The sequence below is a fragment of the Labrenzia sp. ATLA3 genome (assembly GCF_057180185.1).
In genome coordinates, this window is record NZ_JBXUKV010000009.1 from 94,015 (window position 1) to 111,143 (window position 17,129).

The 17,129-nt window shown below is 60.8% G+C and carries 12 protein-coding genes and 1 pseudogene; 11 read left to right on the forward strand and 2 right to left on the reverse strand.

Annotated features, from left to right (window positions below):
- The first annotated feature begins 37 nt into the window (after positions 1–37).
- Complete coding sequence (locus AC2A6O_RS24390) at positions 38–1,333, forward strand: HlyD family secretion protein (RefSeq protein ID WP_498930989.1); 1,296 nt, start codon at positions 38–40, stop codon at positions 1,331–1,333.
- 214 nt (positions 1,334–1,547) lie between these two features.
- Positions 1,548–3,107, forward strand: a complete 1,560-nt coding sequence (locus tag AC2A6O_RS24395) for a DHA2 family efflux MFS transporter permease subunit (RefSeq protein WP_498930991.1) — start codon at positions 1,548–1,550, stop codon at positions 3,105–3,107.
- 318 nt (positions 3,108–3,425) lie between these two features.
- On the opposite strand, the gene AC2A6O_RS24400 is transcribed toward AC2A6O_RS24395, so the two are convergent.
- Positions 3,426–4,415: an AraC family transcriptional regulator gene (locus AC2A6O_RS24400; RefSeq protein WP_498930993.1), complete on the reverse strand. Its 990-nt coding sequence runs from the start codon at positions 4,413–4,415 to the stop codon at positions 3,426–3,428.
- Between the two features lie 181 nt (positions 4,416–4,596).
- Here AC2A6O_RS24400 and AC2A6O_RS24405 point away from each other — a divergent pair, with 181 nt between their 5' ends.
- The 9 genes and pseudogenes from AC2A6O_RS24405 (at position 4,597) to AC2A6O_RS24445 (ending at position 12,513) form a co-directional block, all read left to right on the forward strand.
- Positions 4,597–5,037 carry a cupin domain-containing protein gene (locus tag AC2A6O_RS24405; protein ID WP_498930995.1) on the forward strand — a complete coding sequence of 147 codons (441 nt, stop codon included), beginning with the start codon at positions 4,597–4,599 and terminating at the stop codon, positions 5,035–5,037.
- 127 nt (positions 5,038–5,164) lie between these two features.
- A pseudogene (locus AC2A6O_RS24410) lies at positions 5,165–5,974 on the forward strand (hormone-sensitive lipase); the annotation flags it as partial.
- Between the two features lie 105 nt (positions 5,975–6,079).
- Entirely contained in the window at positions 6,080–6,544 is a 465-nt protein-coding gene (locus tag AC2A6O_RS24415; RefSeq protein ID WP_498931238.1) for a cupin domain-containing protein, read from the forward strand.
- Positions 6,541–7,776 carry a flavin-dependent oxidoreductase gene (locus tag AC2A6O_RS24420; protein ID WP_498930997.1) on the forward strand — a complete coding sequence of 412 codons (1,236 nt, stop codon included), beginning with the start codon at positions 6,541–6,543 and terminating at the stop codon, positions 7,774–7,776. Before AC2A6O_RS24415 ends, AC2A6O_RS24420 begins: the two co-directional genes overlap by 4 nt.
- Positions 7,777–7,895: 119 nt before the next feature.
- Complete coding sequence (locus AC2A6O_RS24425; RefSeq protein ID WP_498930999.1) at positions 7,896–9,077, forward strand: ABC transporter substrate-binding protein; 1,182 nt, start codon at positions 7,896–7,898, stop codon at positions 9,075–9,077.
- Positions 9,078–9,138: 61 nt separating this feature from the next.
- Complete coding sequence (locus AC2A6O_RS24430; RefSeq protein ID WP_498931001.1) at positions 9,139–10,065, forward strand: branched-chain amino acid ABC transporter permease; 927 nt, start codon at positions 9,139–9,141, stop codon at positions 10,063–10,065.
- Positions 10,062–11,072 carry a branched-chain amino acid ABC transporter permease gene (locus AC2A6O_RS24435; protein WP_498931003.1) on the forward strand — a complete coding sequence of 337 codons (1,011 nt, stop codon included), beginning with the start codon at positions 10,062–10,064 and terminating at the stop codon, positions 11,070–11,072. The genes AC2A6O_RS24430 and AC2A6O_RS24435 overlap by 4 nt, the downstream gene beginning before the upstream one ends.
- Complete coding sequence (locus AC2A6O_RS24440) at positions 11,069–11,815, forward strand: ABC transporter ATP-binding protein (RefSeq protein ID WP_498931005.1); 747 nt, start codon at positions 11,069–11,071, stop codon at positions 11,813–11,815. Before AC2A6O_RS24435 ends, AC2A6O_RS24440 begins: the two co-directional genes overlap by 4 nt.
- Positions 11,812–12,513: an ABC transporter ATP-binding protein gene (locus tag AC2A6O_RS24445; RefSeq protein WP_498931007.1), complete on the forward strand. Its 702-nt coding sequence runs from the start codon at positions 11,812–11,814 to the stop codon at positions 12,511–12,513. Before AC2A6O_RS24440 ends, AC2A6O_RS24445 begins: the two co-directional genes overlap by 4 nt.
- 515 nt (positions 12,514–13,028) lie before the next feature.
- On the opposite strand, the gene AC2A6O_RS24450 is transcribed toward AC2A6O_RS24445, so the two are convergent.
- The gene (locus AC2A6O_RS24450; RefSeq protein ID WP_498931009.1) at positions 13,029–16,712 is read right to left on the reverse strand and encodes a vitamin B12-dependent ribonucleotide reductase; all 3,684 of its coding nucleotides are present in this window, start codon (positions 16,710–16,712) and stop codon (positions 13,029–13,031) included.
- Positions 16,713–17,129: the final 417 nt, after the last annotated feature.

Consider the following 17,129-nt stretch of genomic DNA (forward strand, 5'->3'; position numbering starts at 1 on the left):
ATTGGGCGGTCGAGAATTTTGGGCAAAGGATACCATCGTGGCACTCAGAGAAGGCCGCACCGAGAGCGGTGCGATCGGTGGCGGGCCGCAGACGGCGAGCCCGCAGAACCAAGACGGCAAGACTTCCGGCGACGCGGAAAGCAAGCAGGCAACACCGTCTGCTGCGAAAGACGCGAGCAAAACCAAGAGCGGGCAGGTAGCTGTATCGGCTCAGGCTCAGGTGGCGAATTCAACAGCGTCTTCGCAAACGCCTCCGACAAAAAAGAAGGGCAAGGCCAAGCGGGTCTTTACGTTGATCTTGCTCGCGGGCCTCGGCTTCGGCGGTTATGAAGCCTATCACTGGTGGACCGAAGGCAGGTTCATCGCCAGCACGGACGACGCCTATGTGACCTCCGACATCACGGTGATCCTATCCAAGGTTTCCGGATATGTTGCTTCGGTTGCCGTTGGCGACAATCAGCGTGTGAAAGCCGGCGATGTTCTTTTGACGATTGATGATGGGGACTACAAGCTGGCCGTCCAGTCGGCCAAGAACTCCATCGACAGCGCCCGCGCAACGGTCAACCGCATCACGACCCAGATCACGGCAGCCAAGGCCTCCGTGCTGCAGGCTGAAGCGTCCGTTGCGGCGGCCAAGGCCAGAAAAGAAGAAGCTGAAGCCAACTTCAACCGCCAGAAAAAGCTGGCGGACAACAAGTTTGCAAGCCAGGCAACACTCGATACCGCGGATGCCGGGCTGAAAGGCGCGCAGGCGGACCTTGAGAATGCTCAGGCGGCGGTAACACTTGCCAAAGCCAACATCGAAGTGCTGAACGGGCAGAAAAAGGAAGCCGAGCAGGCGGTGGTTTCAGCCAAGACCGCGCTTGAAAAGGCCGAACGCGATCTGGCCTTCACGGTTATTCGGGCTCCTGTCGACGGGATTGTCGGCAACAGGGCGGCCCAGGTCGGCTCCCTGCTTCAGCCGGGTAGCCGGATTGCAGCGGTCGTGCCGCTAGCCGACACCCATATCGATGCGAATTTCAAGGAAACCCAGCTTGAAGGAATTCAGCCCGGGGCTGAGGTTGAAATTTCCGTCGATGCCTATCCGGACCAACCGATCCGCGGAACGGTTGAAAGCATCGCCCCCGCGACCGGTTCGGTGTTCAGCCTGCTGCCGTCAGAAAATGCGACCGGCAACTTCACCAAGGTGGTCCAGCGCGTTCCGGTGAAGATCAAGGTTCCGGAAGAAGAAATCACAAGTGGCCATCTGCGCGCAGGCATGTCGGTGGTGGTCGAGGTCGACACCAGAACCGGCGGCCAAAAGGCCAATGTCACGGTTTCGGCGCTTCACTAGGTTTGCGGTGCGTGTCGATGACCCGCACCGGTTCAAGTTATCCCCGCGGCCTCCAACCGCACACGCCCGGTATCCGCCTCTGGCGGATACCGCCCCTTTGATGAGCATCCCTTGACCGGCAGCGTGCCGTGAGGACTCAACTTTTTTCGACTGACTGGCCAACAGATTTTCTGCCGCTTTCGGCAAAACGCCAGCCGGTCCAAGGTTACGTCACATGAGCGAGACGGCACAGAGCGAACCCATCGACGGACGCAAGCTGTTCACCTTTCTTTGCATGGTGTTCGGCATGTTCATGGCGATCCTGGATATCCAGATCGTGTCTGCGTCCCTGTCGGAAATTCAGGCAGGTCTTAGCGCTTCGCAGGACGATATCCCCTGGGTGCAGACAAGCTACCTGATTGCGGAGGTCATCATGATCCCGCTGTCGGGATATCTCTCGCGCATGCTGTCGACCCGATGGATGTTCGCACTGTCGGCCGCCGGGTTCACGGTGATGAGCCTGATGTGCGCTACAGCCTCCACCATCGAGGAAATGATCATCTACCGCGCCCTGCAGGGGTTTCTTGGTGGTGGCATGATCCCGACGGTTTTCGCGACGGCCTATCTGATTTTTCCGCGTGAGAAATTCAACGTCATCTCTCCGGTCATCGGTCTGGTGGCCACGCTGGCGCCGACCATCGGCCCGACGCTTGGTGGCTATCTCACCGAATTCGGGTCCTGGCACTGGCTGTTTCTGATCAACGTCGTGCCGGGCATCTTCGTTACGCTTGCTGCGGTCACCCTGATCGATTTCGACGAGCCGGATCTGTCGCTGCTCGACCATTTCGACTGGTACGGCTTCGCGGGCATGGCGATTTTCCTGGGGTCTCTGGAGTTCGTTCTGGAAGAAGGCTCGGGCGACGACTGGTTCCAGAGCGGCGAGATTGTCCTCTTCTCCGTGGTCACCGTTCTGGGCGCTGCCATCTTCTTCTGGCGGGCCTTTACCGCGCGCGAACCTATTGTCGACCTCAGGGCGTTCGCCGACAAGAACTTCGCGATGGGCAGTCTGTTCAGCTTCATCATGGGGGTGGGGCTTTACGGCTTGACGTATCTCTACCCGGTCTATCTCAGCGGTGTTCGCGACTACACGTCTTTGCAGATCGGCGAGACGATGTTCGTAACCGGTCTTGCCATGTTTCTGACAGCGCCGATTGCCGGGCGGCTGATGTCCTTGCTCGATCCGCGTGTCATGATGGCAATCGGGTTTTCCGGCTTTGCCATTGGCACCTACATGGTAACGGGCATCACCCATGACTGGGATTTCTGGGAGCTCTTTATTCCCCAGATCCTGCGCGGCTGTTCGCTCATGCTGTGCATGGTGCCAATCAACAACATCGCACTCGGATTGCTGCCACCGCAGATGATCAAGAACGCTTCCGGCCTGTTCAACCTGACCCGGAACCTGGGTGGAGCGGTGGGGCTTGCGGTCATCAACACGATGCTGACCAGCCGTCAGGATTTCCATTACGAGCGGATTGCCGAAACGGTCAACTGGTCACGCCCGGTCGTCAACGAGACCTTGACCAACATGACACATGCCTTTTCGGAGCTAGGCCAGAACGCCGAGGCCGCCGCCCTGAAAACCGTGTCGGGCATCGTCACCCGGGAAGCATTTATCATGTCGTTCTCGGATGTTTTCCTGATCCTGACAGTGATGTTTCTTGCCCTGGTCGCCGCGCTCTATTTCGTCGAAAAACCCAAACCCGCGGCTGCCGGCGGCGGTGGTGGGCACTAACAAAGAACGGCTGGAAGTATTGGCGGACAGGGCTCGTCTCTTCAGCCAATTTATCGCCTCAGCTGCATAGTTCTGGAGTTGCGAGGGCTGTTTGAGGCTTTGGTTTTGTGCCACTTACCCTTCACTGCATGTTCTGAGATAGAGGCTGGTGGGCTAGGGTGTGCAGCCGGAGTTGGATCACTCAAAAAATACAAAGAAAACCCGCCCGATCGTGCGCGATTGGCGGGTTTTTTCGCCCGGGCGCAGGAAGCAGCGGTGTGGCTGGTGGGAACTTGAAGATCGAACGAGATATCAGGTCCGAGGTTTAACTCAGCACCCTTAGTGCGTGTCGCTCGGCAGATGTCCGAAGCGTTCCTTGTAGTAGTAAGAGAACCGGCCAAGGTGGGAAAAGCCACAGGAGTAGGCGGCTTCGCTGACGCTGGGAGGGTCGCGTCGGGCGGCGAGCATGTAATGCGCCGTGTCCAGCCGGGCGTTGCGCAGGACCTGCATCGGGCTTTGACCGCAGATGCGCTTGAAACCTTTTTGCAGCGTTCGCACATTCATGCGCGCCGCATGGGCGATGTCGGCCAGGGTGATCGGTTCGCCCAGGTTCGCGTGAATGTACTCCAGTGATATCCGGATTTCGCGAGGGGTGGCGCGGCGGTCCGAACGCTCGATGATGTGCGAGATGTTACTGGGCTGAAGGGTGAGCAGCGCGTGGGCCAGATCTTCCTCCGCCTTCAGGTCCCGGGCCGCCAGTTCACCCAGGAACAGGTCTCCGTTTTCGATCGCCTGGGCGCAGGCCATGACGAGGCGTCTCAACTGGCGTCCCGGTCCGTTGGTCAGATCGACCTGCATCTGGAAGCGGATGGGGCCGGGCAGGGGGGCGCCGGTGATCGACCGGGCAACGGCTTCCAACTGGCTCCTGTCGACCTGGAGCAGTAGCTTGCTGCAGTCGCGTCTCCAGTGCAGCAACGCGCCTCGGTCGGGGTTCACTATGGCACCTGTCTGCGTGGTGGCGGTCATTTCCTCGCCCCGGTGCCTGATGGTTGCGCAGCCCGAAAGCGGTACCTGAAACAGATAGAAAGAGCCCAATTGTCCCGGGTCCACCGTCACGTCGGCGCCATAGCGCAGGTAATTGACGGAAACGGACCGACCGGTCACTGCATTGTGGCGGACGAAAAGACCGGACTGGCGGCCGACGACCTCCAGCTTGTGGTCGCAAAGCTTGCGGGAAACGATGTGCCGCGCTTCATCCATGTCGCGCGTGCGGACAACAGGGTGCTGCGCGAAATATTCCTTCGTCGGCAAAGCCTCTGGTGTGACCATTCGTTCCCCAACGCTAAAGGTACGGGTTTTCCCTGATCAAATTAGCGCACGAGTTCCGATTTGCTTCAAGCTTAAAATTTATGCCGGCAGAGGCGTTCGTTTTTCGGATAACTGATTGCGGGAAAGCGTTGCAGGGTAATGCGAGTTTCGTAACCGATCCGCAGCAACAGGAGCCCGGACAATGGAAAAAGGCGTGTTGAAGGCCGACAACGGCGTGAACGGTCTGGCGTGGAACGTCGTGGGACACACCTATGTGCCCAAGCTTTTGTCGAAGGATGCCTTTGTCTGGCATGCGACCATTCCCGCAGGCACCTTCGTTCCGCCGCATATCCACCCAACGCAGGACGAGTGGATCTACATGCTGGACGGCGAACTGGAGATCGAGTTTCCCGACGCGCACGACAAGGCCGGGACCGGCGACACGATCCGGATGCCGCGCGGCATCGCCCATGGCATCTTCAATCGCTCCGGCAAGACGGCGACCTGTGTCTTTGGCGTTTCGCCTGCGTGCAAGCTCTTCGAGCTGTTCACTGAGCTGGACGGGGTGACCGATCCCGCAGAGCTGGTGCGCTTGTCCGCGTTGCGCGACGTGAACTTCCTGCCGCCGCCCGATGCGGCTTGAGCCGGGGAAAGCCCTTCTAACCTTGCGCAGGGCCTTCAAAAGGTTCCTGCGCCCCTCAAAAGGTCCTGCGACTGAAGACCTCCAACAGTACCGGGTATCCAACAGGACAGCCCCAATGAGTCCGAAAATGAATTTAGCACCTCTGCGCGACTGGGACGATGCCTTCGCGAACATGAAACATGTCGAGAACTCCGCCGAGCTTCCCGGTTTCTGGGCCACGCGGGCGGCGGCTTACCGGGCGGATCTGCAGGCGGGCGGTCACCGGCTCGACCAGGATGTCTCCTACGGCAGCCACCCGAGGGAAAAATTCGACATCGTCTGGCCGGACGGCACGCCCAAGGGATTGGCCGTCTTTATCCATGGCGGCTTCTGGATGCGGCTGGAAAAGGGGCACTGGACGGATTTTGCCGAAGGCGCCCGGGCGCAGGGCTGGGCGGTGTGTCTGCCCACCTATACCCTGGCACCGGAGGCGCGGATCCACGAGATCACCGCCCAGATCGGCCGCGCTATCTCAACGGCCGCCAAACTCATTGACGGCCCAATCCGCCTTTCCGGACACTCCGCGGGCGGACACCTTGCGACACGAATGCTCTGCGTGGATAGCCCGCTACCGGCTGATGTTCGTGGCCGCATCGTTCATGCCCTGTCTATCAGCGGCCTTCACGACCTGCGCCCGTTGCTTCACACCGAGATGAACCGAACACTCAACCTGGATCTGGACGAGGCCCGCGCCGAAAGCGCGGTTCTGGCGCAGCCAGCAGCAGCCACGCCACTGACTTGCTGGGTCGGGGGCGGCGAGCGACCCGAATTCATCCGCCAGACGCGTCTCATGACCGACATGTGGTCGGGACTGGATGTGCCGGTGCGCTGCGAAGTCGAAGGCGACCACAACCACTTCACGATCATCGAAGGCCTGAAGGATCCTGAATCGCCAATCACGGCTGCCTTTGTCGGCCCTTTTCGCCAAGAGGCCGGCAACGAAAAGCCCGGACGGGCGCAGGCAACTCAATCATCAGGCATCACGAGGATAAAGGAGACAAAAATGACCGCAATGGCTCCCGGGATCGTCAATTCCCGCGACAGTCTCGACCAGATCCGCTGGAACGTTCTGGGCCAGATCTATGTTCCGAAGCAGATGACCGATGAGTGCTTCACATGGCACGCCACTCTGCCGCCCGGCACCTTCGTGCCGCCACATATTCACCCGGATCAGGATGAGTTTCTCTACATCCTCGAAGGTCGTTTCGATTTCCTGCTTGACGGACAGCCGACTGTCGGCGAGCCGGGAGACCTGGTGAAGCTGCCGCGCGGCATTCCCCACGGGATCTTCAACAAGTCCGACAGCAGTATCAAGACGCTGTTCTGGGTCACCCCGACCAGGCAACTCTACGATCTGTTCTGGGCGCTTCATAACATGGGGCCCGAGGCCGATCCGGCCGAGATTGTCGCCGTCTCGGCGGCCCATGCCATCGACTTCCTGCCACCGGAAGACGAGGCAGTGCAATGACTGTCCTGATCGCAGGCGCCGGTATCGGCGGGCTGACCACGGCGTTGATGCTGCACAAACGCGGCGTCAAGGCGCAGGTCGTAGAGCAGGCGTCAGAGGTGCGCGAGGTCGGGGTCGGCATCAACACTTTGCCCCATTCCATCGCCGAACTTGCCGAACTGGGCCTTCTGGAGCGGCTGGACGAGGTCGGACTGCGCACCCGCGAGCTGCGCTACCTGACGCGCATCGGTCAGGAGGTCTGGCGCGAGCCGCGCGGGCTTCATGCCGGCCATGAATATCCGCAGTTTTCCATCCACCGCGGCCGGCTGCAGAAGGTGCTCTACGATGCCGCGGTCGAGCGTATGGGGCCGGAAGCGGTTCTGACCGGCAAGCGGCTGTCCGGCTTCGTCCAGGACGAGGCGGGCGTCACGGCGCATTTCACCGACACGGCCGAGGGGCTCAGCTCGACAACGATACGCGCCGAGGTGCTGATCTGCGCCGATGGAATTCACAGCGTCGGCCGGCGCCGGTTCTATCCGAACGAGGGCGGGCCGAGCTGGACCGGTGTCGTCATGTGGCGTGGTGCTGCGGAATGGCCCGTCTGGGAAGACGGCGAGACCATGGCGATTGCCGGTGGACTGGGCGCGAAGCTGGTGCTCTATCCGATCGCACCCGCCAAGGACGGCCTGCAGTTGATGAACTGGGTGGTGAATGTGCGTGTCGCCGATGCTTCGGTTTCGCCGCCGCCACCGGAAAGCTGGTCGAAACAGGCGCCGCTGTCCAAGGTGCTGCCCTATGCTAAACGGTTCCACGTGCCGGGCATCGACATTGAGGCGCTCGTGCGCGGTAGCAGCGCGATCTTCGAATATCCGATGGCTGACCGCGATCCGCTGCCGCGCTGGACCCACGGGCGGGTCACGCTGCTGGGAGACGCGGCGCACCCGATGTACCCCGTGGGTTCCAACGGCGCGGCGCAGGCTATCCTGGATGCGCGCTGCCTTGCCGATGAACTGGCGGCTGCGGAACATCCGCGCGAAGCGCTCTACCGCTACGAGCAGGATCGGCTGCCCAAGACCGCCGAGGTCGTGCGCACCAACCGGATCGGGGGACCCGAGCGCGTGATTGATGAGGTCGAGAAGCTGAGCCCGCGCCGTTTCGAGAACGTGGACGATGTTCTTGGTTACGAAGACCGCAAGGCGATTGTCAAAGGCTACGCGAAGATGGCCGGCTTCGCCACGAAAGAGGATGCCTGACCGAAACTGTCGGGCGTCATCCCGGGACATCGGAAAAACAAACAAGGAAACCGGTCCCGCAAAATTGTTGAACTGAAATTCAACCCGTCCCGGAGGGGGGCAGAAAAGGAAGAATGATCATGAAAGCTCGGACGAAAATCACTTTTGCGAGCCTGGCGGCGATGCTGGCAATGAATACGGCGCTGTCGTCGGCAGCGCTCGCCGAGGACGTGAAGATCGGGATGGTTGTTACCCTGTCCGGCCCACCGGCAGCGCTCGGCCAGCAGATCGTCGACGGGTTCAACCTCGCGCTGGAGCAGAACGGCGGCAAGCTGGGCGGCCAGTCCGTCAACCTCATCGTCGAGGACGATGAGCTCAAGCCCGATGTGGCGCTGCTCAAGGCGAAGTCTCTGATTGAGCGGGACAAGGTCGACATCGTAGTCGGAACCGTGTTCTCAAACCTGCTGCAGGCGATCTTCAAGCCGGTCACACAGTCCAAGACCTTCCTGATCAGCCCCAATGCGGGGCCGTCGACCTTCGCCGGTAAGAACTGCAATCCGTATTTCTTCGTCACCTCCTACCAGAATAACCAGAACGCCGAGGTGAGCGGCATGATCGCCAATGAGGAGGGCTTCGAGAAGGTCGTCCTGATGGTGCCCAACTACCAGGCCGGGCGCGACAATGTCGCCGGCTACAAGCAGACCTTCAAGGGCGAGATTGCGGACGAGATCTACACGCCGCTCGGCCATCAGGACTTCTCGTCCGAACTTGCCAAGATCTCCACCGAAGGTGCGGACGCGCTGTTCACCTTCATGCCCGGCGGTATGGGCGTACGCCTCGTCAAGCAGTTCAAGGCCACCGGCCTTGGCGACAGCATGACATTCACGTCCGTTTTCACGACCGACGAAACCACCTTGCCTGGCCAGAAGGACGCTGCCGTCGGTTTCCTTTCGGCAGGCAACTGGGCGCCGGACATGAAGAACGAGACCAACCAGGCCTTCGTGTCGGCCTTCGAGGAGACATATGGCTATGTTCCAGGCGGTTACGCCGCCCAGTCCTATGACACGGCCATGCTGATCGCCAGCGCGCTGGAAAAGACCGGTGGCAAGGTCAGCGACAAGGACGCGATGCGCAAGGCACTGGAAGCCGCGGACTTCACCTCCGTACGCGGCTCCTTCTCCTTCAGCAATAACCACTATCCCGTTCAGGATTTCCATCTGCTTGAGGTCGCCAAGCGGGACGACGGCCAGTACTGGACGACGGTCAAGCGGACGATCGTCAAGGACTACGCCGACAGCCTCCACGACGAATGCAAGATGTAGCAAGCCGACCGCGCCTTCTCGTCGAGGGGAGGCGCATTTCTTCAATCAAAAGGCAGACGCGATGTCTTTCACTCTCCTTCTGATCCAGTGCCTGAACGGGCTCCAGTACGGCACGCTCCTGTTCCTGATCGCGGCCGGGCTCACGCTCGTCTTCGGCGTCATGGGCTTCATCAATCTGGCCCACGGCGTGCAATATATGGTGGGGGCCTATCTGGTCTTCGCCTTTCATCAACTGACCGGCAGCTTCCTCGTCTCTGTTGTCCTGTCGATGGTTGCAGCCCTCCTGTTCGGTCTGTTGCTGGAGCATTTTGTTTTCCGGCGACTTTACGGCCGGGATCATCTGACCCAGGTGCTGGCGACTTTCGGGATCATCATCTTTCTCAATGAACTGGCCAAGGTGATCTTTGGTCCGGCCACGCTGTCGATCCAGCCGCCGGAGTTTCTGGCCGGATCGATCCAGCTGACAGAGCAACTGCGCTATCCGGTTTATCGCTTCGTCACGATCCTGGCCGGGCTCGTCGTTGCAGCTCTGCTCTACGTCACGGTGACCCGAACCCGGGTGGGCATGCTGATCCGTGCCGGCGCGACCACGCCGGAGATGGTTTCCGCGCTCGGGGTCGACGTCCAGAAGCTGTTCATGATCGTCTTCGGCGTCGGCGCGATGCTTGCGGGCTTTGCCGGCGTGATCGCCGCACCAATCTTCGCGATCGAGCCGGGCATGGGCGACAACATCCTGATCATCGCCTTCGTGGTCACCATCATCGGCGGCATCGGCTCGATTCGCGGAGCTTTCCTGGCAGCCCTTCTGGTCGGCCTCTTCGACACGCTCGGGCGCACACTCCTGACCGAGGGGCTGGAACTGGTCTTTCCGCCCTCGTTGTCCACTCAGGTGGGGCCTGCGCTGGCGTCGATGCTGATCTACATCCTGATGGCCGTCATCCTGGTGGTGCGTCCGCAGGGACTGCTGCCGGCGAAAGGGGCCGCATGATGCGCGTGGACCGCAGTTTCCTTGTCATGGGCCTCGTATTCGCGCTTCTGCTGGCCGCCCCGTTCGTCCTGCCGCTGATCGGCCAAGCCTACCTCCTGAATCTGGTGATCAAGGCGATGCTGCTGGCGATCGCGGCGATCTCGCTCGACCTTCTGATCGGCCAGGGCGGGATGCTCAGCCTGGGTCACGCGGCCTTCGTCGCGATCGGTGCCTATGCGGCGGCCATCGGCCTGGACAGCGGGATCGAAAATATCCTGGTATTGCTGCTGATTGCGCTCGCTGTTTCCGGGCTCTACGCGCTTGTCACCGGTGCGCTGGCACTCAGGACCTCCGGGATCTACTTCCTGATGATCACGCTCGCCTTCGGCCAGATGACCTATTTCACACTGACCTCGCTTGCACCTTATGGCGGGGACGACGGGTTGACGCTCTGGTCCCTCGCGACCCTGTTCGGCAGTGACGTTGTCCAGAGCGGCGGTCACCTCTACATCGTCATCCTGTTAACGCTTCTGGTCACCTGGTGGGGCGTTCACCGCCTGAGCAATTCCCGTTTCGGCCGGGTCCTGCGGGCTGCGCGCGACAATCCCGAGCGGACGGAAATCATTGGCTTTTCCGTCTTCCGCTACCGGCTCACCGCTTATGTGATTGCGGGCATGATCGCCGCCGTTGCCGGCCTCCTGACGGTGCAGCAGGCAGAGTTCGTCAGCCCCGCGCTTGCTACCTGGCAAAGGTCCGGAGACCTCTTGGTGGTCGTTGTGCTGGGCGGTCTGGGAACGCGTAACGGCGCACTCTTCGGCGCGTTCTTTCTGGTCATCGTCGAGGAAGTGCTCGGATCGTTCATGCACGAATGGCGACTTCTCTACGGCCCGTTGCTGGTGCTGATGGCGCTCTATGCCCGGGGCGGGTTGAGCCACCTGCTGCTGCCGGCCCCGAAGGTCTCCGATCCCGCGAAGTCCGGGGCGGCAAAAACGGGCGCGCACCTGGTAAACACGGAGCAGGCGACATGAGCGTTCTGGAAATCCGCGGCCTGAACAAGCATTTCGGCGCCGTACACGTCAGCCGCGACATCTCGCTGTCCGTTCCCGAGGGACAATGCCATGCGCTTATCGGGCCGAACGGGGCGGGCAAGACGACACTGATCCACCAGATCTCAGGCGTTCTGCGCCCGGATGCGGGCGAGATCGTTCTTGCCGGCCGCAATATAACCGCCAGCGCGATCTGGCAGCGGGCGCAGGCGGGCCTGGGGCGCACCTTCCAGCTGACCTCGATCCTGCCGTCGTTCTCGGTTCTGGAAAACGTGGCGCTGGGAGCGCAGGCCAAAGACGGTTCGAGCTTCCGCTTCTTCCGCCCGGCCGCGCGCGAGCAGACCCTGAACGACACGGCCATGACGACGCTGGAACGCCTCAACATGGCGGAGCGGGCCCACGTGCCCGCCGCCGACCTGTCCCACGGCGAACGGCGGCTTCTGGAACTGGCTATCGCTTTGGCGGGCGCGCCGCGGTTCCTGCTGCTGGACGAACCCATGGCCGGCCTTGGGCGGGTGGAGAGCGCGATGCTGACCGACATTCTGGCCGACCTGCGCCGCAGCATTCCGATGCTGCTGGTGGAACATGACATGGACGCGATCTTCCGGCTGGCGGACACGGTTTCGGTGCTGGTCAACGGACAGGTCGTGGCTCAGGGAACCCCGGACGAGGTCCGAAACGACCCGGCGGCCCGGGCCGCCTATCTCGGAGACAGCAAGACATGAGTGCGCTTCTGACTGTTTCCGGACTGCATGCGGGCTACGGCAACGCCGAGGTGCTGTTCGGGATCGACCTCGACCTGGCCGAGGGCCAGGTGACCACGCTCATGGGCCGCAACGGCATGGGCAAGTCGACCACCGTGCGCTGTCTCATGGGGCTTTTGAGACCAAGCGAAGGCAAGGTGCTGGTGAAAGGCGAGGACCTGACCGGCGAACCGCCCCACCGGATTGCCCAGGCGGGGTTGGGACTGGTGCCGGAGGGGCGGCAGGTGTTTCCTTCGCTTACCGTCAGCGAAAACCTGCGCGCAACCGCGCGTCCTGCGCCGGGCGGATGGACGGAGGAAAAGATCTACCAGGCCTTTCCTCGCCTGGCGGAGCGCCGGCGCAACCTCGGCTTCCAGCTGTCGGGCGGCGAGCAGCAGATGCTGGCCATCGGCCGCGCCCTGATGACCAATCCGGATCTCCTGATCCTCGACGAGGCAACCGAAGGCCTGGCCCCGCTGATCCGCGAGGAAATCTGGTCCATGCTCGCCGGCCTGAAGGCAAGCGGCCTGTCGATCCTCCTGATCGACAAGAACCTCGACGAACTCTCCCGGATCTCGGACCGGTATTACGTGATCGAAAAGGGTGAAATCGTCTGGAAAGGCGAGGCGGAAGCCTTCAACGCCAACCGCGACCACGTGGAGCAATATCTGCATTTGTGAGAGGGGCATTTGGGGCAGGCTTCTGATTGATGACTGCTTCACGCCCCCAGGTCGGTTATTCTGCCGAGTGTCTTTGATGCTCATTTGCAGGCATCAAAACAAAAGTGAGGTCTCACTGTGCCCCCACCCTGGTAGTCTCGCCCGCGAACTCGTTTGCGTGCAGGACTGCTTGTAACTGTTCGGAAATCATGGGGTGAGGGGAAGAACCCGGCATAAGGCGCTCGCGTGCGGATGGCCCCCGGCTGTCTTCCTCAAAGAAGGCCTTCAGAATACTCCAACACAAGGCGATGATTTGGAAACATCCTCATGTTTCACGGGACGTTGTCTCATGAACATCGATCGGGTGACGTTATCCCACCGACATTCGACCCGGGGTCTGCCATCATGGGCCGCAAACAAAGAAAACCCGCCCGATCGTTTCCGATGGGCGGGTTCTTTCGTTTCAGGGTCGTTTGAGCCGCCTATTGGCCTGAATTGGCCGTCCTATGCGACTCGGGACAGAAGCCCGTCGGTTGTTAGCTGCAGCCGCTGGTCGAGCCGCAGGTGTCGCACTTCAGGCAGGTGCCGTTGCGTACCATGGTGAAGTTGCCGCATTCCGAGCAGCTTTCGCCTTCGTAGCCCTTCATTCGGGCCTGGGCGATTTGCTGAGCTGCGGTTTTCACCTGCGGGGCAGGAGCTGAGGTCACTTCAACTGCGGCAGTGGTTTCTGAGCCGCGAGCGAAGGCCGTTGCGACTGCTGAGGTCTGCGCGGCAATCGTTGCGCCCAGTTCCACTTTCACCGCTTCGGTGATCTCTCCGGCAGGCTCGTTGCCGGAGACTAGGCGGAAACGCTCGGTCTGGCCGCGAACCAGGCCGTGGGAAACCACACCGCCAGAGTTGCCCTTGTCCATGGTCTTGACCGCGCCTGCGCTGACCGGGCCGCTGAAAGCTTCCGGCGGAACGTGGGCAAGGTCGTGACGGCCGAGATAGGAAACGGCCAGCTCGCGGAAGACGTAGTCGAGGATCGACGTCGCGTTCTTGATCGCGTCGTTGCCCTGGACCATGCCGGCCGGTTCGAACTTGGTGAAGGTGAACGCGTCGACATATTCCTCGAGCGGTACACCGTACTGGAGGCCAAGCGAAACGGAGATCGCGAAGTTGTTGATGAACGCCCGAAGCGCAGACCCTTCCTTGTTCATGTCGAGGAAGATTTCGCCGAGACGGCCGTCATCATATTCGCCGGTGCGCAGGAAGATGGTGTGACCACCGATCTTTGCCTTCTGGGTGTAGCCCTTGCGGCGGGTCGGCAGTTTTTCCTGTTCACGGACGACACGCTCGACGATCCGCTCGACGATGCGTTCGGCAACCACTTCGGCCTTGGCAGCCAGCGGCTTGGCGGCGAGCGCCTCGATGGCCTCATCTTCGTCTTCGTCCTCATCCACCAGAAGCTGGGAGTTGAGCGGCTGAGACAGTTTGGAGCCATCGCGGTAAAGGGCGTTCGCCTTGAGGGCGAGCTTCCAGGACAGCATGTAGGCTTCCTTGCAGTCCTCGACCGTCGCATCGTTCGGCATGTTGATCGTCTTGGAGATCGCACCGGAGATGAACGGCTGGGCTGCAGCCATCATGCGGATGTGGCTTTCGACCGACAGGTAGCGCTTGCCGATACGGCCGCACGGGTTGGCACAGTCGAAGACCGGATAATGTTCTTCCTTCAGGAAGGGAGCACCTTCCAGGGTCATCGCACCGCAGACATGGGTGTTGGCCGCTTCGATTTCTGCCTTGGTGTAGCCAAGGAAGGTCAGGAGATCGAATTCCGGATCTTCCAGTTGCTCGTCGGAAACACCGAGCGCCTTCATCTGCTCGTCACCGAGGGTCCAGCGGTTGAAGACGAACTTGATGTCGAAGGCCGACTTCATGCCGTCCTTTAGCTTGGTCAGGCTTTCATCGGTGAAGCCCTTGGTCTTCAGTGCGGACGGGGTGACGCCAGGCGCCTGATCGATGGAACCATGGCCAACGGCATAGGCTTCGATTTCACCAATCTCGCTTTCCGAATAGCCGAGCTTGCGCAGAGCTTCGGGAACGGCACGGTTGATGATCTTGAAGTAGCCGCCACCGGCCAGCTTCTTGAACTTCACCAGCGCGAAATCGGGTTCGATGCCGGTGGTGTCGCAGTCCATGACCAGACCGATGGTGCCGGTCGGGGCAATCACGGTGGACTGGGCGTTGCGGTAACCGTTCTTTTCGCCGAGTTCGAGCGCGCGGTCCCAGGCTTTCTGGGCGCGTTCGATCAGGACCTTGTCCGGGCAGGACGCATGGTCGAGTGCCACCGGTGCCGTGTTCAGGCCTTCGTAGCCTTCGGCATTGCCATAGGCTGCCCGGCGGTGGTTGCGCATGACGCGCAGCATGTGGTTTGCGTTCTTCTTGTAGCCCGGGAAGGCGCCAAGTTCGCCGGCCATTTCAGCAGAAGTGGCATAGGCAACACCGGTCATGACGGCGGTGAGTGCACCGCAAAGCGCGCGGCCTTCATCGCTGTCGTAGGGTATGCCGGAGGTCATCAGCAGGCCGCCGATGTTGGCATAACCAAGACCAAGAGTGCGGAACTTGTAGGAGAGTTCGGCAATTTCCTTGGACGGGAACTGGGCCATCAGCACCGAGACTTCCAGAACGATGGTCCACAGGCGGACGGCATGTTCATAGTTGTCGATGTCGAAAGACCGGTCTTCCCGGCGGAACTGCATCAGGTTCAGGGACGCAAGGTTACAGGCCGTATCGTCCAGGAACATGTATTCCGAGCACGGATTGGACGCGCGGATCTCGCCATCGGCAAGGCAGGTGTGCCAGTCGTTGATGGTGGTGTGGTACTGCAGTCCCGGATCTGCGGAGGCCCAGGCGGCGTAGCCGATCTGTTCCCACAGTTCCTTTGCCTTGACGGTCTTCAGAACGTCGCCGGAGCGGCGGGCGGTCAGATCCCAGTCGCTGTCTTCGACAACGGCATTCAGGAAACCATCGGTTACGCGAACCGAGTTATTGGAGTTCTGGCCGGCAACCGTCAGATAAGCGTCGGAATCCCAGTCGGTGTTGAACGTCGGGAATTCGATCTTGCTGAACCCCTGGCGGGCAAACTGGATGACGCGCTGGATGTAGTTTTCCGGCACCATCATCTTCTTGGCGGCACGGATTTCGCGCTTCAGGGCCGGGTTCTTGGCCGGATCGAAGCAATCGCCGTTATCCGCCTCGCAGTTGACGCAGGCGCGCATGATCGCAGAAAGGTGCTTCTGGCAGATCTTGGAGCCGGTGACGAGTGCCGCTACCTTCTGCTCTTCCTTGACCTTCCAGTTGACGTATTCCTCGATGTCCGGGTGGTCGACATCGACCACCACCATCTTGGCCGCACGGCGTGTGGTGCCACCGGATTTGATCGCACCGGCTGCCCGGTCGCCGATCTTCAGGAAGCTCATCAGGCCAGAGGATTTACCGCCGCCGGACAGGCGCTCGCCTTCAGCACGGACGTGGGAGAAGTTGGAGCCCGTACCGGAACCGTATTTGAACAGGCGTGCTTCGCGAACCCAAAGGTCCATGATGCCGCCTTCGTTCACCAGGTCGTCGCCAACGGACTGGATGAAGCAGGCATGCGGCTGCGGGTGCTCATAGGCGCTCTTGGACTTGACGAGCTTGCCGGTCTGGAAGTCGACATAGAAGTGACCCTGGCCCGGGCCGTCGATGCCATAGGCCCAATGCAGGCCGGTGTTGAACCACTGCGGGGAGTTCGGCGCCACCTTCTGGGTCGCCAGCATGTAACGCAGTTCGTCGTAAAAAGCCTGGGCGTCGGATTCCTTGTCGAAATAGCCGCCTTTCCAGCCCCAGTAGGTCCAGGTGCCGGCAAGACGATCAAAAACCTGGCGGCCGTCGATTTCTGAACCGTAACGCTCGTCTTCCGGCAGGTCTGCCAGTGCGGCCTCATCGGCCTCATGGCGCCACAGCCAGGACGGGACGGTGTTTTCTTCAACGGCCTTCAGCTTGGCCGGAACGCCGGCCTTGCGGAAATACTTCTGAGCCAGAATGTCAGACGCGACCTGCGAAAACTGGGTCGGGACCTGAATGTTCTCAAGACGGAACACAATGGATCCGTCCGGATTCCGGATTTCGCTGGTAGCGTTCCGGAATTCAACGCTTGCGTAAGGCGATTGACCTTCCTTGGTATAGCGCCGCTCGATCCGCATCTTCTCAAGTCCCCTTTTAGATTACTGCCGGTTCCCCCGAACCAGCCTTGACCGCATCGCATCCGACGTGGCGTGGCCGCCTGCCTCTAGGTTCGGATGCCGTCCTGCAAGTTACAGGCTTCGAGCCTGTATGTAGCGTATCTTGTGTTTCTATCCACTATATATAGTGGTCATCAACAGGTTTGTCGCGACATGCGCCAGGAAGTCGGCACAACAAAACCCGTCTCCTGGCTTTGGGGTCAAAGACCTGGAGCGGTACGCCTGATACTGGTGATTTTTGCTGACCGAAGCGCCCGAATGGGCTCCCGACTACTCACATCGCAATGATGAGAAACTAATGTAAACGAAATCTTAAGGTCAAGGCCGGAGTGACAACAGGTAGTGCCTGGATTGTGGGCAAACGCAAAATCTTGTGTG